Origin of the sequence: Ornithinimicrobium pulveris, from assembly GCF_050261105.1 — a bacterium.
GTDB lineage: Bacteria > Actinomycetota > Actinomycetes > Actinomycetales > Dermatophilaceae > Ornithinicoccus.
In genome coordinates this window covers 3,378,962-3,401,821 of the sequence record NZ_CP189837.1, presented here as the reverse complement: position 1 = coordinate 3,401,821, position 22,860 = coordinate 3,378,962, and the positions used below count along the sequence as shown (strand labels likewise).

Here is a 22,860-nt window from a genome sequence, read left to right as displayed (position 1 = left end):
CTGTGGGTCAGTCCTTGGTGTGGTAACGGCCATCATGGAGGTCCGCTAAGTCGTCCACAGGACTGTCCACAGACTGTGGATAGTGGGGGGACGAGAGACCGGAAGCCGTGACGCTAACAAGCGGGCACCACGATCCGCAAGTAGCCCGGAGGACCAATTTCTTCCTCCTCGGCGTGTCGACCTGATCGCGAGGGGGCGTGGGACCGACCATGGCGGGTTCGCCTACGGCTGCGCGTCGACGGCTGCAGAGTTTGACCGGGGGTGGCCACTCCCGTACCGTGGAGTCGGCCTGTTCTCGGCCGCTTTCGCCTGCCCATGGCCGCATCTGTTCGATCTGGTGCGCATGTGGGCCTGCCGTGAGCGGCCGATGAGAGTCAGTTGCCAGCCAGTGGCCCTCGAACGGCCACGTACCGACCACTCCAAGGGTGCCCCAGGGCGCCCCCGTCATCTCCGGAGCGAGCACCACCATGAGCAAGCGCACCTTCCAGCCGAACAACCGCCGCCGCGCCAAGAAGCACGGCTTCCGTCTGCGCATGCGCACCCGTGCGGGGCGCGCCATCCTGAACGCGCGTCGTCGCAAGGGCCGCGCCGAGCTGTCCGCCTGAGCCTCGAGCTCGCGGACCGGTCGTCCGCCCTCGCCGTGCTCCCGAGACAGCATCGCCTGACCAGGCCGGAGGAATACCGGCAGGTCCTGCGCGGTCGCGGTCCGCAGCGACGGCGGGCGGGCAACGACCTGCTCGTCGTGCACGCCGCCTTCGCCAGCGCCGACCACTCGCCCACGCGCCCGCCGCGCGTGGGTTTTGTGGTGTCCAAGGCCGTGGGGGGATCGGTGGTGCGGAACCGGGTGGTGCGCCGGTTGCGCGCCCTGAGCGCCGAGCGACTGGCCGAGATTCCTGCTGGCGCCGACCTCGTGATCCGCGCCATGCCGCCGGCCGCGCAGGCCACCTCGGCCGAGCTGGGGGCGGCGCTGGATCGCCTCCTGGCCACGGTGCTCCCGGCAGGGGCCCGCTGATGCGGGACGCGCACCGGGGTGGGGTCCCGGCCGGTGAACCTCGCAGCCGCGCCGCGCTCCCGCTCGTTTGGCTGGTCCAGCTCTACCAACGCACGATCTCGCCGCTGCTCGGTCCGGTCTGCCGTTACTACCCGTCCTGTTCCGCGTATGGCGTGACCGCGCTCGAGCGCTTCGGTCCCCTCCGCGGGACCTGGCTCACGGCGCGCCGCCTGCTGCGCTGCCACCCCTTCGCCCCTGGTGGCGTGGATCACGTGCCGCCCGCTCCCGAGCGGCGCAACGATCCTGCTCCCGTCACCCCCGACCACCCGGTGGCCTGCGTGGCCCACCATCACCCCTGAGGACCACATGGGATTCTTCGACACGATCCTCTTCCCGTTCATCTGGTTCAACTCCGCGATCCTGGTCGGTCTGGAGTGGCTGCTGACCCGGGCGGGGATGTCCGACACCAGCGGCTGGACCTGGGTGCTGGCGATCATCGGTCTGGTCATCGCGCTGCGTGCGCTGCTGACGCCGCTGATGATCCGGCAGATCAAGAGCCAGCGGCGGCTGCAGATGGTGCAGCCCGAGCTGATGAAGATCCAGAAGAAGTACAAGGGCAAGAAGGACCAGGCCTCGCAGAAGGCTTTCCAGGAGGAGACCTTCGGGCTCTACAAGGAGGCAGGGGCCAACCCCTTCGGGGCCTGCCTGCCGATCCTCATCCAGATGCCCTTCTTCTTCGCGCTCTTCCGCCTGCTGAACACCGCGAAGGCGGTCTCTGAGGGTCGGGCCGAGCCGCTCGGTCTGTTCAACCACGAGCTGGCCAGCAAGATGGCCAACTCCGACATCTTCGGCGCCAACCTCACCTCGACCTTCCTGCACGACCAGGACGCGTCGGCCAAGATCCTGTCCCTGGTGCTGATCATCGTGATGTCGGTGACGCAGTTCATCACCAGCCACCAGCTGATGCGCCAGAACATGTCGCCCGAAGCCCTCAACAGCCCGATGGCGCGTCAGCAGCAGATGCTGATCTACATCCTTCCGGTCGTCTTCGCCGTCACCGGCGTGAACTTCCCGGTCGCGCTGCTCATCTACTGGACGGTGAGCAACTTCTGGACCATGGGCCAGCAGTTCTTCGTGATCCGCAATATGCCGGCCCCCGGCTCGCCGGCCGAGGAGAAGTACCGCGCCCGGATGGCCAAGAGGGGCAAGGAAGCTGTCGGTATCCAGCTGAAGAACCCGAACATGCTCAACGAGCGCACCGCCACCGAGGAGGCTGCCGAGGGCGTCCAGCGCAGTGGCCAGCGCGTGCAGCCCAAGAGCAAGAAGCGCGCCAAGCGCCGCTGATCTCAACCACCGACAGGGCGGAGCTCCGCGCCGGAACGATCCGGACCCTCCGCCCACCACCACACCCTGAGGAGTCAGATGTCGACCACCACCCAGCCCGAAGGCGCAGGCCAGGAGTCTGCTATCGCGGAGTCCGAGCCGAACGCCCCGGAGGCGCAGCCGGCCGCCGAGACGCAGGACACTACGCCTCTCACCGAGAGCACCCGGACGCAGACCGAGGCCCAGGAAGAGCTCATCCGGGAGGGTGAGATCGCCGCCGACTTCCTGGAAGCCCTGCTCGACATCGCCGACCTGTCCGGAGACCTCGAGGTCGACGTCGAGGGCAACCGCGCGGCCGTCGCGATCGTGGACTCCGAGGATGGCGTGGCGCCCCGGCGCCTGGTGGGTCCCGGCGGCCAGGTGCTGGATGCGCTGCAGGAGTTGACCCGGCTGGCGGTGCAGGCCGAGACCGGTGATCGAAGCCGCCTCATGCTGGACGTCGCCGGCTACCGCTCGGACCGTCGCGCCGCCCTGGTGAACGCGGCCCGCGCCGCGATCGCCGAGGTCAAGCAGAGTGGCGAGCGTCGTGAGCTGGAGCCGATGACTGCCTTCGAGCGCAAGGTCGTTCACGACGAGGTGCTGGCCGCCGGCCTGCACAGCGAGTCCGAGGGCGCCGAGCCGTCCCGCTATGTCGTGATCCAGCCGTCCGCCTGAGCCGGACAGCCCTACGAACTGCAGTGCACCGATGAACGGCGGCGATCAGCCACGGCTGAAGGCGGACGACTCCTCAGGCGGACCCGCTGGCTCTGCGTCCGCGGCGCCTAGTTCGGGGCCAGGGGGCGCGGCCGCGGATCCGGTCCCTGCGCCGGTCTCGGCTGCGCCCGAACCTCCTGCCGAGGCGGTCGATGTCTTCGGGGATCGCCTGGACCTCGCCCGACGGTATGCCGATCTGTTGGCAACCACAGGCATCTCCCACGGCCTGATCGGGCCTCGCGAGGCGAGTCGGCTCTGGGAACGGCACCTGGTCAACTGCGCGGTGATGGAGTCGTTGCTCCCGCAGGGCACCTCGCTCGTGGATGTGGGCTCGGGTGCAGGACTGCCTGGGCTGGCGCTGGCTGTGGCGCGACCCGATCTGCAGGTGCACCTCGTCGAGCCCCTGCTGCGGCGGACCACCTGGCTGGAGTCCGCGGTGGACGAGCTCGGTCTGGGCGACCAGGTCACGGTGCACCGAGGTCGAGCAGAGGAGTTCGCTGGGAACGTGAGCGCCCCCTACGCCACCGCCCGAGCAGTCGCCTCGCTGGACAAGCTGATGCGGTGGTGCTTCCCGCTGATCGACCAGGGCGGCACGTTGCTCGCGCTCAAGGGCGAGGCTGCCCAGGCCGAGCTCGACGCAGTGCAGGGGCACCTCACGAAACTCGGCGTTGCCTTTTCCCGCGTCCACCTGATCGGCGTCGACCGGGTCAGCGAGCCCGTCCGCCTCGTGGAGATATCTCGCCCAGATTCCCTGCCGCGCAAGGGATCTGGCGCGACCTCAGGCTCCCAGAAGAAATCCCGCAAGCGCCGCTGACGCTCAGCCCCCCGCCATCGTCTTCACCCTGCACCCCTAAGCCAGACAAGGTTACTGGAGCAATGTCATGGATATTGCCTTGCATTCCGTGAGTAACCTTGCCTGACGACAGTGGGAGCCTGTGCCGACCTGCGGAGTGCGCCCGAAGGACACGCACTCCTTGCCGGGGTTGACACTCGTGGACTGGGTTCAACGGTTTAGTGGGCTTGGCCCTGATCGCTCCGGCCGAGTGCATCGAGGATGCGCTCCAGGTCGTCCGCGCCGGCGAAGTCGACGGTGATGCGTCCCTTGCGCTTCCCCATCACGACCTGAACTCGGGTCTCAAGGCGCTCGGCGAGGTCCTGAGCTACCCGCTCAAGGTGTTCGGGCTGCTCGGTCCGAGCCCGCGGACGTCGTGCTTCCTTGGCACCGTCGCCGCCGAGGACGACGATCTCTTCCACCGAACGGACGGACAGACCTTCGGCCACGATCCGTTGGGCCAGTCGCTCCATCGCAGCGCCGTCCGGGAGTCCCAGCAGCGCGCGAGCATGACCCGCTGACAGCACGCCGGAGGCCACGCGGCGCTGGACCAACGGGGGCAGCTTCAGCAAACGGATCGTGTTGGAGATCTGGGGACGGGAACGCCCGATGCGCGAGGCGAGCTCCTCATGGGTGCACCCAAAATCCTGGAGCAACTGCTCGTAGGCGGCAGCTTCCTCCAGTGGGTTCAGCTGGGCGCGGTGCAAGTTCTCCAGCAGGGCATCCCGCAGCATGTGCTCGTCCTCGGTGGACCGCACGATCGCCGGGATGGTGTCCTTGCCGGCCAGGGTGGAGGCGCGCAGCCGACGCTCACCCATCACCAGTTCATAGGACGCTCCCTTACCGCCCGACTTACCGCCTGAGTCAGCGGACGAATCACCGCCCGACTCTGCGAGGAGAGGCCGCACCACGATGGGTTGGAGCACCCCAAGCTCAGTGATCGAGGCGACCAGTTCAGCCAGGTCGTCCTCATCGAAGACCTGACGAGGCTGTCGAGGGTTTGCGCGGATCTGGTCCACCGGGATCTCGGCGAACACCGCACCCGGCACGGGTGAAAGGTCCGAGGATGCTGCCTGCGGTGACCCAGACGGCGTGGTGGACGACGACAGTACCCGCGGATCGATGGCGTCATCCTGCCGGTGAGCCGCCGGGCGAGACGCCTGGTCGGGGATGCTCTCACGGTGGTCATCCTCACGGTGGTCATCCACACCGTGGTCATTCTCGCCCTCGCCGCGACCAGGTTGATCGGCCCGGTTTCCCGTGAAACCTTGCTCGTGTCGAGGGAAGAAGACATCGCTGGGACGATCACCTGCCGGCGCAGAGGGGATGAGGGCGCCCAAGCCCTTGCCGAGTCCTCGTCGACGCTCGTTACTCATGGCGTGCCTCCCTGGGTCTGCATCTGGGTGGCGGCCTCGATGTAGGAGAGGGCGCCGGAACTGGTGGGGTCGTAGGTGATCACAGTCTCGCCGTGGCTCGGCGCTTCGCTGATACGCACGGAGCGAGGGATAGCGGCCCGCAGGACCTTATCGCCGAAGTACTCGCGCACCTGGCTAGCGACGTCGGCGGCCAGTCGGGTTCGGCCGTCGAACATGGTGAGCAGAATGGTGGAGATGTCGAGATCGGCATTGAGGTGGAGCCGGATGAGCTCGACGTTCTTCAGGAGTTGACTCAGTCCCTCCAGCGCGTAGTACTCGCACTGGATGGGGATGAGGACCTCACGGGCAGCGACGAAGGCATTGACGGTGAGCAGACCCAGGCTGGGTGGGCAGTCGATCATCACCAGATCGATCTGCTCCCCGTCCTGACGGGACTCAAGATAACTGGTCAGCGCGCGACGCAGACGGTTCTCCCGAGCGACAAGCGGGACCAACTCGATCTCGGCCCCGGCGAGGTCGATGGTGGCGGGGACGCAGAGAAGGCCGGGCAGGTGCGGGCTCTGCTGGACCACCTCAGCCATGGGTAACCCATCGATGAGGACGTCGTAGATGCCGGCGGTACCACTCGTGTGGGGGATGCTGAGCGCGGTGCTTGCATTGCCCTGCGGATCCATGTCGATCACCAGCACCCGCAGGCCACGCTGCGCCAGGGCGGCTGCGATATTCACAGCGGTGGTGGTCTTGCCCACACCGCCCTTCTGGTTAGCGACCGTGAGGATGCGCGTCCCAGTCCACGCGGGTTGATTGCCAACGCCGGAGGGCGACGTTTCACGGGAAACCGGCGAATTGCCACTAGGTGTTTCACGGGAAACTGACCAGCTCGCGACCGGCGGCAACGGCGTATGCGGCAGCGGTGTTTCACGGGAAACTGTGCCTGGCCACCCCAGGGTGGTGACCTCCTGAGGTTCTCCCGAAGGGCTGGTGGGCCACCCGAGACCACGGGTACGGCGGCGGAAATCGTCGGCAACTGTCATGGCTGGACCATCATCGCTCATCAGTCCCTTGGGCTCCAAGGGCAGGGTCGTCACCGGGCAGTCATCCACAGAAAGCACGAACCCATCCACAGGCTTGTGGATAAGCCGGTGGATGGGTTCGGTCGGGCAATTCCGCTCTCAGGCGGCATGTGCGCAGGTCAGGAGGTGAACTCCTCCAGCTCGGCGGCTAGCTTCTTCTTCGGCAGCGCGCCGACGAGAGTCTTGACGACCTCGCCGCCCTGGTAGACGTTGAGGGTCGGGATGCCGGTGATGCCGTACTTCTGGGTGATGGCGGGGTTCTCGTCGGTGTTCAGCTTGACCACCTTCAACTTGTCGCCCCACTCCTCGGAGAGCTCCTCGAGGACGGGCGCGACCATCTTGCACGGACCACACCAGTCGGCCCAGAAGTCGACCAGGACGGGCCCGTCGTGCTCAAGGACATCCTGGGTGAAGGTGGCATCGGTGGTTTGGGAAACGGACATGCTCAGAGTCTCCTTCAATGGTTCGGTAGATGAGGGACAAAGGTTGGCCTGCGGTCGACCTCGGGGCTCGTGCCGACTGCTCGTGCCGACGTGGTTCAGTTCGAGGGTACGGCAGCGAGATCGTCGAGGTTGGCCAGGTGGCGCTCCGCGTCCAGCGCGGCTGCACATCCGCTGCCAGCCGCCGTGATCGCCTGTCGGTACGTGTGGTCCACCAGGTCACCGCAGGCGAAAACACCCGGAAGGCTGGTGGCGCTGCCGCGTCCCTGGGCCAGGACATAGCCTTCGGCATCCAGCTCGACCTGACCGCGCACGAGCTCGCTGCGGGGGTCATGACCGATCGCGATGAACAGACCTGTGGTCGCTAGCTCGCGCTCCTCGCCGGTGACCCGGTCGCGCAGGGTGATGGCCGAGAGCTTGGGGTCCCCCGTCAGGGCGGTGACCTCGGCGTTCCAGATGAAGGAAATCTTGGGGTCGTTCATCGCTCGGTCGGCCATGATCTTACTGGCGCGCAGCTCGTCGCGGCGATGGACGACGGTGACGGTGCGGGCGAACTTGGTCAGGAAGGTGGCTTCCTCCATCGCCGAGTCCCCGCCACCAACCACGACGATGTCTTGGTCGCGGAAGAAGGCCCCGTCACAGGTGGCGCACCACGAGACCCCGTGGCCGCTCAGTTCCATCTCCCGGGGCAGACCCAACTCACGATAGGCCGAGCCCATGGCCAGGATGACCGTCCTGGCGCGGTGCTGCGTGCCCTCGGCGTCGGTGACGATCTTGATCGGTCCCGAAAGGTCCATCTCGACGATGTCCTCACGCACCAGTTCCGCGCCGAATCGCTCGGCCTGCTCGCGCATGTTCATCATCAACTCGGGGCCCATGATGCCCTCGGCGAAGCCGGGGAAGTTCTCCACGTCGGTGGTGTTCATCAGTGCCCCGCCAGCGGTGACGGCGCCCTCGAAGAGCAACGGTGCCAGGTTGGCCCGGGCGCTGTAGACGGCGGCGGTGTAGCCCGCTGGACCCGACCCGACGATGATCACCTCGCGCACGCCGTCCTGGCTCTCGGTGTTGTGGTTGTCAGAATCCTGGCTGGCGGCATCCTCGATGGCTCCGCTGAGCTCGTTGGTCATGACATCCTTCCTGGCGGGCGTCCGCGCCCGACGGTCTGCGCTGGTGAGTCATGGCGTGGTGGCCACGTGGTGCACAACCGATCCTAGGGGTCGGTTGTTCCCCGTCAGGAGGCAGGCGGGAGGCCGGACGTCAGGGCTGGACTTCGGCCCTGGCCAGCGGCTCGCTCTCAGCGCTGTCGCGACAGCTAGCAGGCATCAATACGGCCACCCCACTCCCGGAGGACTCGCGGCCCAGGAGCACCACCACTGGTTCGTCGTCGTACTCACCCAGTGCGGCGAAGCGCTCGTCGAAGGCCGCCTCGTCCACAGACGCACCATCCTGGGATCCGCCGTCGAATGCTGCTGACCAACACGAATTTGCCTGTGCCACATGGAAGTTCACATTCTCGGCGGGGGACTCCCAGGCGTCGACAGCGGCACTCATGGTGGTGGCCCAGTCAGCGTCCAGAGCGCCCAGGTCATCGAGGACGGCCACGTCGGCGGCAGTGGCAGACAAGCCGCCGATGCCCTCATCTGTCGCCGCCGCGTCGGCGCTCTCCGCTCCGGCGTCGTCGCCATCAGCGCCCTCACCGAGCAGCTCTGAGGACTCAGTGCCTGAATCGGCGGTCGCGGCGTCGGCAGCACCCGCCTGCCCATCCTCCGCGCCAGATTCGCCGTCCTGGGCGGCGCCACCGGCGGCGTCATCAGAGCTGTGTTCGCCGGCCCGACTCTCGGTGGAGCCGGGGGGCGCATAGGCAGCGGTGTCGTTGCCGGGTCCGCTGCCGCCACCGAGTTGGCTCATGGCGATCGTCGTGACGAGCAGGCCACCAGCCGCAGCGCCCAGGATGGTCATCGTCCTGGCAGGCCGGCGACGACCGCGTTCGGCAGCGAGGTCCACCACACGATCCCCCGCCACCATCCGGTGGGCAGGGGTGGCCGGGGCGGAGTTGTGCGCTCGGTGCGCCTGCTCCACCGCGAGCCTGGCCTCGATCCGGGCGACAAGGTCGTCCGGCATCGGCCCGGGGTCGGGCAGGGAACGGAGCAGCTCGCGGATCCCGGTGTGGTCGACCTCGTGATCCTCGTCCTCCGGGTGCGGAGAACTCGGGCTGGGAGCGGGCGTCACGGGGCGGCCTCCTCTCGGGCGTGCTGAACGTGCGGGCTGGTCATGGTGGGGACTCCTCCGGGCGAGCGGAGAAGTCGGTCACCTGAGTACGACGCATCGCATCTGGGATCGGTTCCCGACAGTCTCATCGGGTCCAGATGATGCTGGTCCAGATGCTCCTGGGCGACATGCCGCTGGGCGAGATGGACGCTGGCGGGCGGGCAGGGCACGTGAATCATCGGGCCTCCGCCGGGTTCACCGGATCGTCCGGCGGGGGCTCATGCCCGTGAGGGCTCCCGAGCAGGGCAGCCATCGCCTCCCGGCCGCGCGAGCACCGTGACTTCACAGTGCCCTCGGCCACCCCCAGCGTCTGCGCCGCCTGCGCGACGCTCAGGCCGTGCATGTCCACCAGGATGAGGGCCAGCCGCTGCCCCTCGGGGATCTTCGCCAGGGCCTCCTGGATGTCGAGGCGGACCTCGACGGCGTGATGACCATCGCGCTGCTCGACCGGGTCGTGGTCGTCGATGTCCGCGGTCGGCCGCTGGCGCCGCAGGCGGTCCAGGCAGGCGTTGACCGTGATCCGGTGCAACCAGGTGGTCACCTGGCTGTCGCCCCGGAAGGACCCGGCGCGGCGGAAGGCGTTGAGGAAGGCATCCTGCACCGCGTCTGCGGCAACCTCGGGGTCGCGCGTCGTGCGCAGCGCCAGTCCCCACATCCGGTCCTTATGCCGCCGGAAGATTTCCCCGAAGGCATCCGGCTCGCCCTCGACGTGCAGCCGGAGCAACTCCCGGTCCTCGAGCTCGTCGAAGGGTCGGGTGGTGGGGGATAGACCGATGGTCATCCCTCCTCCTCCCCGGCCTTCGAGCTCACCGGACCGTGATGTCGCGCACGCTGACCTGTTCACCGGCCGGCGTCGAGTTGGCGTCGGTGAACCACAGGATCAGGTAGCGGCCGGTCGCCGGGTCGTCGACGTCGACCTCCCAGCTGCCGCTGAGATCGCCGGAGGACGCGAGCTCCTGCGCGCCCTGCAAGGAGGGACGCTCAGACAGATAGAGCTCGGCACCCATCTGCCCCTCGCCCAGGGCGACATCCACCCCCGACACCTCGGCGCCCTCGCCCAAGTCCAGGATGAGACCGGTCCCGGTCTTCAGACCGCCCCAGCCCGGGGCGTAGTAGGTCCTCGAGACCCACTCTGTGCTGTCGTCACCGTCCACCGCCAGCGGGGTGAGGTCGTTGTTCTCGTCGCCATCGCCCTGCGGGTCGAAGGAGGTGATGCCCAGGATGGGAAGCACCCCACCGGAGGCGCCGGGCGCGGTGGGCTCACCCTCGCCGTCCTCCGAGCCATCGTCAGCGCCGTCAGTGCCCTCTTGGGTGCCGTCGCCGGTCCCGTCCTCGGTGCCCTCACCAGCAGTGGCCTCCGGGTCGGCGGTCGAGCCATCACCCTCTGGGCCGGCGCCGTTCTCGCCCGCCGTCGGGCTCACCGCCGGGCTGCCGCCAGGGGCGGCCGTGTCGCCGCTGTCCCCACCGAATCCGCGCAGGATGCTCCAGCCGAGCACCGCCGTCAGGCCCAGGATGCCGACCACCACCAGCAGCACGGCCATCGTCTGGGCTCCGGTGCTGCGCTCCTCGCGCAGCCCGGAGGCATCAACGTGCTGCTCTCGCGGGGCGCCGGCGACAGCACTGGTCGCCCCGCCGGAGGTCCGCATCCCGCGCGGGGAAATCCGCTCGCCCGTGCTGCGCACTCCCAACAGTTCTGCGGTCGAGGGCCGCGAGGTGCGGTCCTCCTCGGGCAGGCCCTTGCGGCTGCCGAGGAGCCCGCCGACATCCCCGGTGCCGTCGTCCTCGACCTCGCGCGCACCGTGACGACGCTCGCCGCCGCCCCGACCGTCCGCCTCGCGACCGTCCGCCTCGCGCCCGGCCCCCGCCGCCGCGGCACCCGCCGCACCGGCCGCACCCGCACCAGCAGCACCCGTGCCGACTCCCCGCGACCCAGCATCCTGGCCGGGCCGGTACGCGGCATACGGGTCGTCCTCGTCCACCTCGTCGGGCGAGCGGTAGAAGGGCTTGGGGACCATCGAGGTGGCATCGCTGGGGCTCGGGCGACGTCGATCGTCGTCCTCGCGCACCATCTCCGAGGCCCACGGCGAGAGCTGGCGGGCCAGTTCACCCGGGGTGCGGGGGGCCTGCGAGAGGTCGGCATCCGCGCCGTGGACCATCCGGCAGAGCGCGTCGAGATCGCCCGGCACGCCCGGCACCATCTCCGAGGGCGCCGGCAGCGAGCCGTCCGAACCGCGTCGCGCCGACGGCAGGCCGGGCATCTCCTCCTCGCCCGGCCACCGACCGGTCAGGCCGGTGTAGAGCAGCGAAACGAGGTCCGCGGAGTCGATCAGCGACGCCTCGACCGGCGTGACGTCGTCGGTGTCCTCGAGGGCGGCGGCCATGCCGACGCCGGAGACTTTCACAGTGCCGTCGCTGGTGCGCAGGACCGCGTGCGGGTTGAGGTAGAGGTGGTGCAGCCCCCGGCGCCGCGCGGACTCCAGGCCGGCCGCGGCCTCGCCGATCACCCGGCGCGCCTCCTCGGCCGGCAGCGGGCGCTCGGCGACGAGCGAGGCGAGCGATTCGGCTTCGGACAGGCCTTCCTCGACGATCCAGCACAGGCCGTCGTCGATCCCGACGTCCAGCACCCGGACCAGGCGGGGGTCGTCGACCGAGGCCACCCGACGGGCGCCGTCGACCACGGCCTCGGCGGTCGCGGCGTGCTCGCCGTCGGCCGGGAGCACGGTGACGGCCACCAGGCGGCCGAGGGTGGTGTCGCGCGCGGACCAGTAGTCCAGCGTGCCGCCCTCGCGCCGCGCCAGCAGCTCGTCGAGGGCATAGCGGTCACCCACGCGGGTGCCCACCTCGAGCTGGTCCATGTCGCCGTCCTTCCGATCCGCCCCGGTCAGGGCCTTGTTCCACCCTAGTGTGCCGTCCTCGGGCACCGTCTCGACCTGGGACGCGCCAGCGGCGTGGTGTCCGACCACGTCCGGTGTATGCCGTGTCTCACCGGCCCGGGTCGCCGCACCGGCTGCCGGGGCCGGGTCGGGGGTGGCGTCGGGGGCCTGGTCGGGGGTGGTGTCCGCCGTGGGGTCGCTTCCCTCCGGCGTACCGCCAGCGATCTCCTCGCGCAGCCCGGGCGCCTCGTCGGCCAGCCCACGCATGCCCGGCACGCGGCGCAGGAGCGGCGCGGTCAGCGTCACGACCTCCTCGACGCCGAAGCGGTAGGCCAACACGGCATACCCGAGCAGGAAGACGACGCCTGCGGGCGCGAGCGCCAGGACCGCGCCCCAGAAGCCGGGGCGGTCCAGGACGTGCACGATGAGCCAGGCGGGGATCAGCGCCAGCACGGCGGCGGCGGCCGCTCGCAGGTAGCCCATCCCCACAGCACGCACGCCGATCTTTGGCAGCCGGCGGCGCACCGCGCGCAGCCCCAGGAAGGCAGCCGTGGTCTGCCCGACCGCCTGGCCCGCCGCCACGAAGAGCGCGACCCGACCGGGCGCCTGGGTGAGCGCGAACAGGCAGAAGACGATGAGCACGCTGGTGATCGCGAGCTGGAAGCCGAACGGCGTCCGGGCGTCCTCGTAGGAGTAGAAGACTCGCGCGCAGAGGAGATACACGCCATACGGGACCAGACCCAGCGTGAGCACCACCAGGATGCCGGTGATGGCCGCGTGGGCGTCCTCGCCGGCCGAGGGGAAGATCACCCGGACCAGCAGCGGCGCGAGCAGCAGCATCCCGACCGCGATCGGGACCATGGCCGCACCGAGCAGCCGCAGCCCGCGCGCCGCGCTGCCGGCCATCGAAGTCCGGTCATCGACCGCCGCGGCCTTGGACAGCACCGGATAGATCGCGGTGAGCACCGACAGCGCGATGATCGAGTGGGGGAGGATGAAGACGGCGAAGGCGTAGTTCATCGCCGCGCGCCCGGGGGCCTCGGCGTCGTTCTCGACCGCCCAACCCAGCAAGTTGGTCGCCAGCGTCATCCCGCCCTGAGCCAGGAAGATGTCCGCCAGCGCCCAGAAGGCCATCACCGACGCCGTGCCCAGACCGACCCCACGGAAACCCCACCGCGGCCGCCACTGGAAGCCGGTGCGCCGGACCGCCGGCACCAGCACCAACGCCTGCAGCGCGATCCCCGCCGTCGCCGACAGGGCGAGCAGGAGCACCATCCCGGTGGTCCAGTCCTCGACCGGGATGTCCGCCGCGTCGGGGTAGAGCTGGCCGAAGGCCAGGATCCCGGCGATCGCCACGATGTTGGCCAGCGCGGGGCTCCACATGAAGGCGGCGAACTTGTGGTGCGCCGCGAGGATTTGGCCGAGCAGCGTGTGCAGGCCGTAGAAGAGCATCTGCGGGATGCACAGATAGGCGAACAGGATCGCCAGGTTGAGTTTCGGGCTGCCCCACGGCCAGGAGAGCACCATCAGCTTGGTGACGAAGGGCGCCGCGAGCACGAAGAGCACCGTCCCGGTGACGAGCACGGCGAGCACCAGGGTGATCAGCCGGTCGGAATACTCCTGCCCCTCCTTTCCGCGCGTCATCGCCCGGGTGAGTTGCGGCAGCAGCAGCACGTTGAGCACGCCCGCCGCGAGCAACAGGTAGATCTGGTTGGGGATGGTGTTGGCGGTCTCCCACACGTTGATCGCGTCGTTGAGGACGCCGATCACGTGCGCGAGCAGCACCATCCGGACCATGCCCAGGATCCGGGAGACGAGCGTGCCCCCGGCCATCACGGCGCTGGAGCGCGCCAACGATGAGGAGCTACCTGCACTCATCGACCTACTCCTGGGCGTCGGGGGGAGCCTGCGGCGCGGTGGCGCTGGCCTTCGACCCGGCCGCGGCGGCGCGGGGCGTGGCGCGCAGGGCTCGGCCGATGCCGAGCACCAGGACAATACCCGCGATCCCGCCCAGCACCCAGTAGATCCAGGTCCCGGTGGGTTGCACCCACACCTCGACGGCGGTGCTGTCGCCGAGCAGGGTGCCGTTGGGGGTGCTCAGCCGGGCGGTCACCGTGGTCTCCCCGCGGGTGACGGCCCGGGCGGTGAAGGTGACGGTGGCGCGGCTGTCGGCGCCGATCGAGATCGGCTCGGGCTGGTCGACGACCTGCAGGATGCTGGAGCTGGGGACGAGGGCCACCCGCACGTCCTCGACCGCGACCGGCAGGGTGTTGACGATCGTCACCCGCATCAGGCCCTGGTCGGCCAGGAAGTTCACCGTGCTCGGGCTGACGTGCAAGCCCTCGCGGGCATCCGTGGTCCGGGTGCGCAGCGTCCGGTAGTTCTGCTGCCACCCCGGGTGGTCCTCGCGCCACCGCGTGCTCCACGCCGAGGTCAGCAACGGCGCCCAAGTGCGGACGGCGGTCGGGTCGGCCAGCACCTCCTCGAGCCCGCTCAGCTCACGCCCGGTCACCCCGAGGTGGCGGGCGCTGCCGCCGACCAGCGGGCTCTCGCCCGGTTCCAGGTATGCCGCGAGGTCACCCAGGATGCGCCGTTCCGGTGCTCCGCCGGCCACCGCGAGCGGCTCGCGCTCCCGCGCCTCGGCGATCAGCCGCGCCGCCGGGACGGGCTCGAGCCAGGGGGCGGCGGTGGAAGCATCCCGGAGGGCGCGGAGGACGGGGGCGGGGACGTCGGTGCCGCGGGGCGGTGCGATGACCATCGAGCGGGAGGCGGCGGGGTCCTGCTGCCAGGCGGTCAGGCTGTCGGCGAGCATCCGCTGGACCGTGGCCCCGGTCCCGTGCACGAGCGCGTCGTCACCGGCGGCGGCGAGCAGGCCGGTGGCCCGCGAGTCCGAGCCGAGCACCGTGACCCCGGACCCGTCCGCCCGCGCGGCCCCCTGCGTGACCGGCGCGCCCGAGCTTGCGGTGAGCACCTCGCGCGGGACGAGCACCGCCCGGGGGCCGTCGGCGCCATCGGCCCGCGCACGCCATACCTGATCCAGGGCGGTGAGATCCGCGGACTGGCCGTCGGAGAACAGCGGCCACAGGATGCCCTCGCCACCCCGGCCGAGGAGGCGGTCGACCTGGATCGGACCGTCCACCTCGGCCGTGAGCACGCTGCGGACGGTGGCGGGGGGCGGGCTGGCCTGGAGCAGCGCCGCGAGGTCCGGGTCCCCGGTCGGCAGCCACCACAGGTGGTCATCGCTGGCGCGGGCGAGCAGCCCGCGCAGCTGCACCAGGCCCTCCTCGACGCTTTCCACGGTCGGGGTGGGGGCGGGGAGCTCGACCTCGTCGGCAGGCAGGGTCGGCAGCGGGACGGGCACGGGGGTGGGGGCTGGGACCGCGGTGACCCCGCTCTCGTCCGCGCCTGGCGGGGAGGCGGTGGCGTCAGCGTCCTCGGTGCCTACAGCGGTGCCGGCTTCGCTGCCACCCGCTGCGCTGCCACCCTCGGTCGACGCCGGGGCGTCCGCCCCCGGGGCGCCCGGGGGCTGGGTGGCTGGCGCCTCGTCCTGAGGCCCGGGCTCGGGGGTCTCCTCGACGGGGTCCTCCTCCTCCGGCGTGACGGCGGGCTCGTCCGGGGTGTCGTCCTCGGCGGGAGACTCGGGATCCGGTGCCCGCAGCGGGGCGGCGGCCCCGGTCATCACCAGCAGGGACGGGTCGGTGAGCCAGGTGACACCGGGCCCCCGGAAGGTGTCCAACCAGGCGCGCGCGGGGGACCCGGCCCCCGTGGCCTGCGTCCACGCCCGCAGCCGGACCTCGTCATCACCACTGCTCAGACCAGGGTCCGCAGGCAGGGTGAGCGGCACCACCCAGGCCGTGCGCAGCGGGTTCTCGACTGCGCTCGGCCCGCGAGTCACCGTCAGCACGGTGCGCAAGGTCCCGGCCCCCTCGGTGACCAGACCGACGCCGTCCGCCCTGGAGCCGTCGTGCGCGAAGAGCTCCAGTCCCAGGACGACCTGATCCCCGTCCAGCCCCACCAGGGTGTCCTCGGCGATGGTCAGCTCGAAGTCGCTCTCGTCCCCGGAGGCGAGCACTCGCCCGAGCTTGGTCTCACCGAGATACCACCCCGTGACCTGCTCGTCGGCGCCGTCGATCCAGTCGTGCACCGCGGCGCGGCTGGTGATCGGCGACCAGGACGCCTGTGCGGTGATGGTGGTCAGCCGCTGGGAGCGAGGGGTGTCGTTGATCACCCGGCCGCGCAGCACGATGTCCTCGCCGATCTGCGGGAGAGCTGGATCGACCTCGTCCAGGACGACGCGGACACCGTCGACGGTGGCGCTCGCCGACGGCGGCGCCGTCGTCAGCGTGCCGAGCACCAGGAAGAACCCGAGGAGCGCGGACAGCACCCCCCTCGCCGCGAGCAGCCCCGGCGACCTCAGCACCCCCCGGGCGGCAGGCAGCGCCCGCAGCGTGATGGACGACGCCCACGTGGGGCGGCGGGCAGGGGTCAGCACGTCGAGCCGGTCAGGCGGTCCGGGTGAGCCGGGTCCATGCCTCACGAGCGATCCGGCGCTCGTTCGGGAAAGTCAGCTTGCGGTGCACCTCATCCAGCGGCACCCAGATGGCGTCGATGGCCTCCTGGTCCGGGTCCTTCTCGATGGTCAGGAAGCCGCCGGTCGCCTCGAGCAGGTAGTGGTGCACCATCTTGTGGATCCGGTGCGAGGGGGTGGTGAACCAGTACTCGATCGTCCCCAGCGTGATCAGCACCCGCCCCTGGATGCCGGTCTCCTCCTCGACCTCCCGCTCGGCGGTCTCGACCAGCGTCTCGCCGGGCTCGACATGACCTTTGGGCAGGCACCACTCGACCTTGCCGGAACGGTTGCGCCGGGCGATGATCGCGATCCGGGCCCGCCCCTCATGGACATCGATGACGACCCCACCGGCGGAGGTCTCGCTCACCGACGGCAGGCGCCGCGGAGGCGACTGGTGCCGTGAGGTGGTCGTCATCCACCCACTTTAACCACAGTTCTGTGACCTGCACAGAGGTCACGCGGCCGGTCGCCGGTCGCCTACGCTGGGGGTGTCATGCCCACGTCCACCACGCCCGACGGTGCCCTCCTGCTCCGCGCCCTGCAGCAGCTGCGGCCGGTCCTTCCGCTGCTCACCGAGCTCGGCGAGCGCTTCGCCGCGGCCGGTCACGAGCTCGCTCTCGTCGGCGGTCCGGTCCGCGACGCCTTCCTCGGTCGGCCCTCCCCGGACCTCGATTTCACCACCTCCGCCACCCCTGACCAGATCGAGGAACTGCTCACCGGGTGGGCGGACACCACCTGGGACATGGGGCGGGCCTTCGGCACGATCGGGGCGCGCCGCGGCCAGGATGTCGTGGAGATCACCACCTACCGCGCGGACGCCTACGACGCCGACTCCCGCAAGCCGATCGTCGCCTTCGGCGACAACCTCGAGGACGACCTGATCCGGCGCGACTTCACCGTCAACGCGATGGCGCTGCGGCTGCCCGACCTCGTCTTCGTCGACCCGCACGGTGGCCTGGAGGACCTGGCCGACCGCACCCTGCGTACCCCGACCACGCCGGAGGTGTCCTTCGGTGATGACCCGCTGCGGATGATGCGCGCAGCCCGGTTCGTGGCCCAGCTGGGCTTCGCGCCCGCCCCCGAGGTGCTCACCGCCATGTCCGGTATGGCGTCGCGTCTGTCGATCGTCTCCGCCGAGCGGGTGCGTGATGAGCTGGTCAAGCTGATCATGGCCAACGATCCCCGCGGCGGGCTCGAGGTGCTGGTGCAGACCGGACTAGCCGAGCAGATGCTGCCCGAGCTGCCCGCCCTGCAGCTGGAGGTCGACGAGCACCACCGGCACAAGGACGTTTACGAGCACAGCCTGACCGTGCTGGACCAGGCGATCGCCCTGGAGGACCCGCCCGAGGCGCACGGTGAGGACGAGGTCCCCGGCCCGGACCTGGTGCTGCGCCTCGCCGCCCTCCTGCATGACATCGGCAAGCCGGCGACCCGACGCTTCGAGCCCGGTGGCGGCGTGAGCTTCCACCACCACGAGCTGGTCGGCGCTCGGATGACCCGCACCCGGCTCAAGGCGCTGCGCTTCGACAAGGACACGATCAAGGCCGTCACCCGCCTGGTCGAGCTGCACCTGCGCTTCCACGGCTACGGCACCGGGGAGTGGACCGACTCCGCCGTGCGCCGCTATGTCACCGACGCCGGACCGGTGCTCGGTCGGCTGCACAAGCTGACGCGCTCGGACTGCACCACCCGCAACCGGCGCAAGGCAGCGCGCCTGGCGGCCAGCTATGACGACCTGGAGCGCCGGATCGACCGGCTGCGTGCTCAGGAGGAGTTGGACGCCGTGCGGCCTGAGCTGGACGGCAACCAGATCGGGCAGATCCTGGGCATCTCGCCAGGTCCGGTGCTCGGGCGGGCCTACAAGCATCTGCTCTCGGTCCGGCTGGACCAGGGGCCGATCGGGCAGGACGCAGCCAGGGCGGAGCTGCTGGAGTGGTGGGCCCGGCAGCCGGAGTCGGGGGATGGCTAGCCCCACCTCCCAGGAGGCTCCGGAGGGCGCCGCGGCGCCCTCCCGTCGCCGCTCCGGCGCCCACGCGGCCGCTCGGCAGCGCCCGTGGTCCTACCGGGTCGTCGCCATCCCGTGGCTGACGCTGACCCTGCTCCTGTGCGTGGCCGTGCTTGCCGTGGACCTGCTCCGCCCGCGCACCTACGAGGCCACCGCGGTGATCACCGCCACCGATGATCGGACGGCGAGCTGGGCGGCGGTCGAGCTGACCCGGCTCAGCCTGCCGCGCGAGGTGGCCCGAGAGATCGAGCTCGACACCACCCAGCACTCCCGACCGCGACTGCAGGTCGAGCGCCGGTCCTCGCCGCAGGTCGAGATCATCGCGCTCGCCGATGATCCCCGGCTGGCGGCGCTGGCCGCCGACACCGCGGCCATGCTCTCCGTGGAGCAGCGGCCCGACGTGCTGACGCTGAGCACGGCAGCGGAGACCCCCGTCGACTCCCGCACCTTCCGCTCCCAGTGGTGGACCCTGGTCGCCCTGGCCCTGTTGCTGGCCGGCGTGGTGCTCGAGCGCCTGCACGATCGGTGGGAGCTGCGCCTGCACGGCTCCCGGCGCGGCGGGGACGGGACGACAAGGGGAGGGCGCCCGTGAGCGGCGTCTCGCTGGACCCCACCCCCCAGGAAGCCTTGGTCTCCCGGGCCCGGCTCCGTGCCCTGCGTGCCGCCCGGCACGCCCTCCAGGTCCCACCCGTGCCGCGCGACTTCCGCAGCGACATCGAAGGGATGCGCGCGATCGCGGTGATCGGGGTGCTGCTGTGGCACGCCGGGGTGATGGTGCTGCCCGGCGGTTTCGTCGGCGTGGACGTCTTCTTCGTGCTCAGCGGTTTCTTGATGACCGCGCTGCTGCTCGAAGAGTCCCGCGCGCGCGGCCGGATCGACATCCCCCGCTTCTACGCCCGACGGGCGAGACGGCTGCTGCCCGCGGCCCTGACCGCGCTCGCGGGCACGGTCGTGCTCACCCTGCTCTTCATGCCCCGAACCCGCTGGGGAGAGATCGGCCTGGACGTCGTCTCGGCCGCCACCTACTGGGTGAACTGGCGGATGTCGGCCAAGGCCGTCGACTACCTCGATGTCTCGCGCGCACCGAGCCCCGTGCAGCACTACTGGTCGCTGGCCGTCGAGGAGCAGTTCTACGTGCTCTGGCCGTTGCTTCTGCTGGGGCTGCTCGTCCTCGCCCGGGGCCGCGCCGGGATCTTCCGGGTGGGGTCCTGGAGCCTGACCATCGTCCTGCTCCTCGCCTCGATCTGGATCTCGATCTGGTGGACAGGTACTTATGCCGCGCAGGCCTACTTCGTCACCCCGGCCCGCGTCTTCGAGCTGATGCTCGGCGCCGTGGTCGCGCTCGGTGCCCGGGGTTGGCCGAGCATCCCGCGCCTGCTCTCGGCGATCCTGGGCTGGCTCGGGCTGGCGATGATCGTGGCTGCCCTGCTCGTCATCGACAAGCACACCCCGTTCCCTGGCACCGCGGCCCTGCTGCCGACGGTCGGCACCGCCTTGGTCATCATCGCTGGCTACCGGGCGGGCAGCTGGGGCCCGGACGTGGTGCTGCGGCTGGGGCTGCTGCAGTGGGTAGGACGGATCAGCTACAGCCTGTACCTGTGGCACTGGCCGTTCGTCGCGGCTGCCGCCTCGCTGGCCTCGGTCGGACGCGGCGGTCCTGAGACGCTCCCGGTGCACTGGGGGGTGCTGGCCGTGCTGATCTCGGTGATCCCGGCCTGGCTGTCCTTCCGGTATGTCGAAGAACCGGTCCGCGCCCGAGGTCGCCTCCTCCAGCGGCAGGTCGGTCCCGGAGTGACCACCCGACGGACGCTGCGGCTGGGTGTCAACTGCACCCTGGCTGGCGGCCTGCTCGGTCTCCTGTTGATGACGCTCGCCCCGCCGACGGCTTCCTCCAGCGCCACGGCGTGGCGGACCCCGACGGTGGTGGAGGACGCTCGTGAGCCGGTCGGGGCCAGCACCCTGCCCGACGATCTCATCAAGGGCGAGACCGACGGCGGCACCGTCACCGGCGCGGAGGATCCGGGTGCTAGGCCGCAGGACCAGGGCGATGACCCGCTCGCCACGACCGGCCCGGGCGGTCCCGACGGGACCGCTGGCCCGGACTCGGGTCAGTCGACGGCGCCTGGCCCGACAGCAGCGCCCGAGCCCGAGCCCGAACCGGAGCCCGAACCCGAGCCGGACATCCCCGACCAGCTCGGCCAGCTGGCCGTGCCGCTGGAACAGGTCGCGGAGGACCGTCCGGTATCCCAGCCCGAGCGCTGTTTCGTCGGTCTCAACGAGACCCGCGTCGGCGTCTGCCGAGCCGGCGACCCCGACGGCGAGGTGACCATCGGTCTGTTCGGCGACAGCCATGCGGGCATGTGGATCACGGCGCTGGACGAGATCGGTCGCGACCGAGGGTGGCGCATCGTCCTGGTCGGCAGGTCCTCCTGCCCGCCCACCGCCGGGCTGGCCTTCGACCGGGGTCGCGGACCTCAGGGCTACCAGCAGTGCGTGGAGTATCAGGCACCGTCTTTCCGCGCCCTGCTCAACGAACAGCCCGACCTGGTCCTGCTCTCCTCGGCGTTCTACGACGCCCCGGCGCAGGACGTGGCGACCGCGCTGTCCCGACGGGTGGACATGCTGCGGGCCGAGGGCATCCTCCCGGTCGTCATCCGGGACGTGCCGCGGGCACCCTTCGACGTCCCCGAGTGCCTCCTGGACCACCCGGACCGCGCCAGCGAGTGCGCCTTCGACCGCGAGGCCGCGCTGGCCCGGGCCGGTACCGGGCAGCTGGAGCTGGCGGCGATGCGCCCCGGGTTGCCGCTGCTGGATCTCAACGACGCGGTGTGCCCCTACAGCACCTGCGCCCCCGTCGTGGGCGGCGTGGTCGTGTGGCGGGACAACAACCACCTCTCGGCGACCTACATCCGCTCGCTGGCCGACCTGCTGGAGGAGAAGGTCTCGCCGTGGGTGGCGCTCGCCGCGCTACCGCTCCCCGCCGGCCAGGACCTCGTCGGTGGCGTCGAGCTGGGGCTCATCGGCTCCGACCGGCTGGTCGACGACCGGCGCTGAGGGCCGCGCATCCTCGGTGGAGTTGGCGATCCGCCACAGCAGCCAACTCCACAGCGCCATCCGCAGCACGACCACCAGGGCGTAGGTCTCCGGCGGCAGGCCACGACCCGGGTCGCTGGCGAAGGCGATGTGCAGCCAGGTCATCACGAAGTGCAGGGTCTCGCCGAAGGCCCAGACCAGGTGCTCCCACCACGGTCTGGTGGACAGGGCCAGCAAGGGCAGCAGCCACAGCCCGGACTGCACCGACAGCGAGGCTGCCGTGAGCGCGACGACCCCCATCATCACCGCGGCTACCTGCACCACACCGGCCTGGTGCCAGCGGCGCGCCACCACCACCCCGAGCACGAGGGCGAGCAGCCACCCGGCCAGGGCGATCCAGGTCGGCAGGGGCGCGGGGATCCCTCCACCCAGCAGCTGCGGGATCATCTGCAGGGCCCCGTAGCCGGTGCTTTGCCCCAGCCACTGCCGGGCCGCGAAGAGCGACTGCGGCTCCACGGCGATCAGGGGCACGAGCACCAGGAGAGCGCCGAGCACCACCCCCACCAGCAGCTGTCCGATCCTCAGCAGGTCGCGCCGCCGCCAGGCCACGAGGACCACCGCGGCAAGGAAGATCAACGGGAAGGGCCGGACGAGCACCGCGAGCCCGAGAAGCAGGCCGGCCGACCACGGTCGTCCGCGTCGCCAGGACCACAGGCCCAGCATGGTCAAGGCCACCCCGAGCAGGTCGACAGAGACCAGCGCGAGGGTGACCAGCACCGGGCTGACGGCCAGGTGGGCCGCCTGCCAGGGCCGCCCCGGCTGCAGCGCCACGGTGGCGACGACGGCGGCCGCGAGCAGGAGCACGGCGGCAAGGGCCCACAGGCCGAAGACCCACTGCTGGGCCGCGATCCCCTGACCGGTCTGCGGCGAGACCTGGGCGATCAGCCACATCACCACCCCAGGCAGCGGCGGCTGGGTGGAGGGGGCGTCCCCGGTCCACGGCAACGACCCCTGCGCCAGCGGCGAACTCACGTGCACGACCGGTAAGTCGGAGTAGCAGGCCCGCCAGAACTGATCCGGCGTCGCCCACCCCTTCATCAGGCAGTGCCCCTTCTGCCAGACCGCCAACGCCATGACGGCGGCACCGAGCAGGACCAGGGTGAGGGCTGAGGCGACGAGTCCGCGAGCTCCGATCACGGCATACCGGCCAGTGGGGCCCCCGATCAGCCCGGTGGCGCGCGCGACCACGGGGTCGTCCCAGGACGGGACCCGGAAGGGGACGTCGCGGCGGGCCCGCGTGCGCGGATCGGGCGACGTCATGGC

19 protein-coding genes are annotated in these 22,860 nt (G+C 70.6%); 9 read left to right on the top strand and 10 right to left on the bottom strand.

Annotated elements, in window-relative coordinates:
• Positions 1–467: 467 nt before the first annotated feature.
• From rpmH to rsmG, 6 genes are all read left to right on the top strand, one after another.
• Positions 468–605 (top strand): 50S ribosomal protein L34, encoded by a 138-nt coding sequence (rpmH, locus tag ACQBAT_RS15835; protein ID WP_420747775.1) that lies wholly within the window; start codon positions 468–470, stop codon positions 603–605.
• 35 nt (positions 606–640) lie between these two features.
• Positions 641–1,012, top strand: a complete 372-nt coding sequence (gene rnpA, locus ACQBAT_RS15830) for a ribonuclease P protein component (RefSeq protein WP_420747776.1) — start codon at positions 641–643, stop codon at positions 1,010–1,012.
• Positions 1,012–1,350, top strand: coding sequence for a membrane protein insertion efficiency factor YidD (gene yidD / locus ACQBAT_RS15825; protein WP_420747777.1), 339 nt, complete (start codon positions 1,012–1,014; stop codon positions 1,348–1,350). Before rnpA ends, yidD begins: the two co-directional genes overlap by 1 nt.
• Positions 1,351–1,357: 7 nt before the next feature.
• The gene (yidC, locus tag ACQBAT_RS15820) at positions 1,358–2,335 is read left to right on the top strand and encodes a membrane protein insertase YidC (RefSeq protein ID WP_420747778.1); all 978 of its coding nucleotides are present in this window, start codon (positions 1,358–1,360) and stop codon (positions 2,333–2,335) included.
• 78 nt (positions 2,336–2,413) lie between these two features.
• Positions 2,414–3,028 (top strand): protein jag, encoded by a 615-nt coding sequence (locus ACQBAT_RS15815; protein WP_420747779.1) that lies wholly within the window; start codon positions 2,414–2,416, stop codon positions 3,026–3,028.
• Between the two features lie 31 nt (positions 3,029–3,059).
• Complete coding sequence (gene rsmG / locus ACQBAT_RS15810) at positions 3,060–3,881, top strand: 16S rRNA (guanine(527)-N(7))-methyltransferase RsmG (protein WP_420747780.1); 822 nt, start codon at positions 3,060–3,062, stop codon at positions 3,879–3,881.
• 197 nt (positions 3,882–4,078) lie between these two features.
• Here the strand turns inward: rsmG and ACQBAT_RS15805 are convergent, their stop codons facing one another.
• The 9 genes from ACQBAT_RS15805 to ACQBAT_RS15765 all read right to left on the bottom strand — a co-directional run bounded on the left by ACQBAT_RS15805 (position 4,079) and on the right by ACQBAT_RS15765 (position 16,914).
• On the bottom strand, positions 4,079–5,275 hold the full coding sequence (locus ACQBAT_RS15805; RefSeq protein WP_420747781.1) for a ParB/RepB/Spo0J family partition protein: 1,197 nt from the start codon (positions 5,273–5,275) through the stop codon (positions 4,079–4,081).
• Positions 5,272–6,309, bottom strand: a complete 1,038-nt coding sequence (locus tag ACQBAT_RS15800; RefSeq protein ID WP_420747782.1) for a ParA family protein — start codon at positions 6,307–6,309, stop codon at positions 5,272–5,274. Before ACQBAT_RS15800 ends, ACQBAT_RS15805 begins: the two co-directional genes overlap by 4 nt.
• Before the next feature lie 158 nt (positions 6,310–6,467).
• On the bottom strand, positions 6,468–6,791 hold the full coding sequence (gene trxA, locus ACQBAT_RS15795) for a thioredoxin (protein WP_420747783.1): 324 nt from the start codon (positions 6,789–6,791) through the stop codon (positions 6,468–6,470).
• Between the two features lie 95 nt (positions 6,792–6,886).
• Positions 6,887–7,915, bottom strand: coding sequence for a thioredoxin-disulfide reductase (gene trxB, locus ACQBAT_RS15790; RefSeq protein WP_420747784.1), 1,029 nt, complete (start codon positions 7,913–7,915; stop codon positions 6,887–6,889).
• A gap of 130 nt (positions 7,916–8,045) precedes the next feature.
• Positions 8,046–9,017, bottom strand: a complete 972-nt coding sequence (locus ACQBAT_RS15785) for a hypothetical protein (RefSeq protein WP_420747785.1) — start codon at positions 9,015–9,017, stop codon at positions 8,046–8,048.
• Positions 9,018–9,231: 214 nt separating this feature from the next.
• Positions 9,232–9,837, bottom strand: coding sequence for an RNA polymerase sigma factor SigM (gene sigM / locus ACQBAT_RS15780; protein ID WP_420747786.1), 606 nt, complete (start codon positions 9,835–9,837; stop codon positions 9,232–9,234).
• A 25-nt stretch (positions 9,838–9,862) separates the two neighbouring features.
• Positions 9,863–13,807: a lipid II flippase MurJ gene (locus ACQBAT_RS15775; protein ID WP_420747787.1), complete on the bottom strand. Its 3,945-nt coding sequence runs from the start codon at positions 13,805–13,807 to the stop codon at positions 9,863–9,865.
• A 4-nt stretch (positions 13,808–13,811) separates the two neighbouring features.
• A complete protein-coding gene (locus tag ACQBAT_RS15770; protein ID WP_420747788.1) occupies positions 13,812–16,466 on the bottom strand; it encodes a DUF6049 family protein in 2,655 nt (884 codons plus the stop codon).
• Positions 16,432–16,914, bottom strand: coding sequence for an NUDIX domain-containing protein (locus ACQBAT_RS15765; protein ID WP_420747789.1), 483 nt, complete (start codon positions 16,912–16,914; stop codon positions 16,432–16,434). The genes ACQBAT_RS15770 and ACQBAT_RS15765 overlap by 35 nt, the downstream gene beginning before the upstream one ends.
• Positions 16,915–16,992: 78 nt before the next feature.
• On the opposite strand from ACQBAT_RS15765, the gene ACQBAT_RS15760 reads away from it, so the two are divergent.
• The 3 genes from ACQBAT_RS15760 to ACQBAT_RS15750 are packed head-to-tail and all read left to right on the top strand — an operon-like array spanning position 16,993 to position 21,558.
• Complete coding sequence (locus ACQBAT_RS15760; RefSeq protein ID WP_420747790.1) at positions 16,993–18,468, top strand: CCA tRNA nucleotidyltransferase; 1,476 nt, start codon at positions 16,993–16,995, stop codon at positions 18,466–18,468.
• On the top strand, positions 18,461–19,096 hold the full coding sequence (locus ACQBAT_RS15755; RefSeq protein WP_420747791.1) for a hypothetical protein: 636 nt from the start codon (positions 18,461–18,463) through the stop codon (positions 19,094–19,096). Before ACQBAT_RS15760 ends, ACQBAT_RS15755 begins: the two co-directional genes overlap by 8 nt.
• Positions 19,093–21,558 carry an acyltransferase family protein gene (locus ACQBAT_RS15750; RefSeq protein WP_420747792.1) on the top strand — a complete coding sequence of 822 codons (2,466 nt, stop codon included), beginning with the start codon at positions 19,093–19,095 and terminating at the stop codon, positions 21,556–21,558. The genes ACQBAT_RS15755 and ACQBAT_RS15750 overlap by 4 nt, the downstream gene beginning before the upstream one ends.
• Here the strand turns inward: ACQBAT_RS15750 and ACQBAT_RS15745 are convergent.
• The gene (locus ACQBAT_RS15745) at positions 21,472–22,857 is read right to left on the bottom strand and encodes a glycosyltransferase 87 family protein (protein WP_420747793.1); all 1,386 of its coding nucleotides are present in this window, start codon (positions 22,855–22,857) and stop codon (positions 21,472–21,474) included. The two genes, ACQBAT_RS15750 and ACQBAT_RS15745, sit on opposite strands and share 87 nt — an antisense overlap.
• Positions 22,858–22,860: the final 3 nt, after the last annotated feature.

Bases quoted from the DNA above. Each gene is read 5' to 3' on its own strand.
- rpmH (WP_420747775.1), top strand. From the start codon at position 468: ATGAGCAAGCGCACCTTCCAGCCGAACAACCGCCGCCGCGCCAAGAAG.
- yidD (WP_420747777.1), top strand. From the start codon at position 1,012: ATGCGGGACGCGCACCGGGGTGGGGTCCCGGCCGGTGAACCTCGCAGC.
- yidC (WP_420747778.1), top strand. From the start codon at position 1,358: ATGGGATTCTTCGACACGATCCTCTTCCCGTTCATCTGGTTCAACTCC.
- ACQBAT_RS15815 (WP_420747779.1), top strand. From the start codon at position 2,414: ATGTCGACCACCACCCAGCCCGAAGGCGCAGGCCAGGAGTCTGCTATC.
- rsmG (WP_420747780.1), top strand. From the start codon at position 3,060: ATGAACGGCGGCGATCAGCCACGGCTGAAGGCGGACGACTCCTCAGGC.
- ACQBAT_RS15805 (WP_420747781.1), bottom strand. From the start codon at position 5,275: ATGAGTAACGAGCGTCGACGAGGACTCGGCAAGGGCTTGGGCGCCCTC.
- ACQBAT_RS15800 (WP_420747782.1), bottom strand. From the start codon at position 6,309: ATGACAGTTGCCGACGATTTCCGCCGCCGTACCCGTGGTCTCGGGTGG.
- trxA (WP_420747783.1), bottom strand. From the start codon at position 6,791: ATGTCCGTTTCCCAAACCACCGATGCCACCTTCACCCAGGATGTCCTT.
- trxB (WP_420747784.1), bottom strand. From the start codon at position 7,915: ATGACCAACGAGCTCAGCGGAGCCATCGAGGATGCCGCCAGCCAGGAT.
- sigM (WP_420747786.1), bottom strand. From the start codon at position 9,837: ATGACCATCGGTCTATCCCCCACCACCCGACCCTTCGACGAGCTCGAG.
- ACQBAT_RS15775 (WP_420747787.1), bottom strand. From the start codon at position 13,807: ATGAGTGCAGGTAGCTCCTCATCGTTGGCGCGCTCCAGCGCCGTGATG.
- ACQBAT_RS15765 (WP_420747789.1), bottom strand. From the start codon at position 16,914: ATGACGACCACCTCACGGCACCAGTCGCCTCCGCGGCGCCTGCCGTCG.
- ACQBAT_RS15760 (WP_420747790.1), top strand. From the start codon at position 16,993: ATGCCCACGTCCACCACGCCCGACGGTGCCCTCCTGCTCCGCGCCCTG.
- ACQBAT_RS15755 (WP_420747791.1), top strand. From the start codon at position 18,461: ATGGCTAGCCCCACCTCCCAGGAGGCTCCGGAGGGCGCCGCGGCGCCC.
- ACQBAT_RS15745 (WP_420747793.1), bottom strand. From the start codon at position 22,857: ATGACGTCGCCCGATCCGCGCACGCGGGCCCGCCGCGACGTCCCCTTC.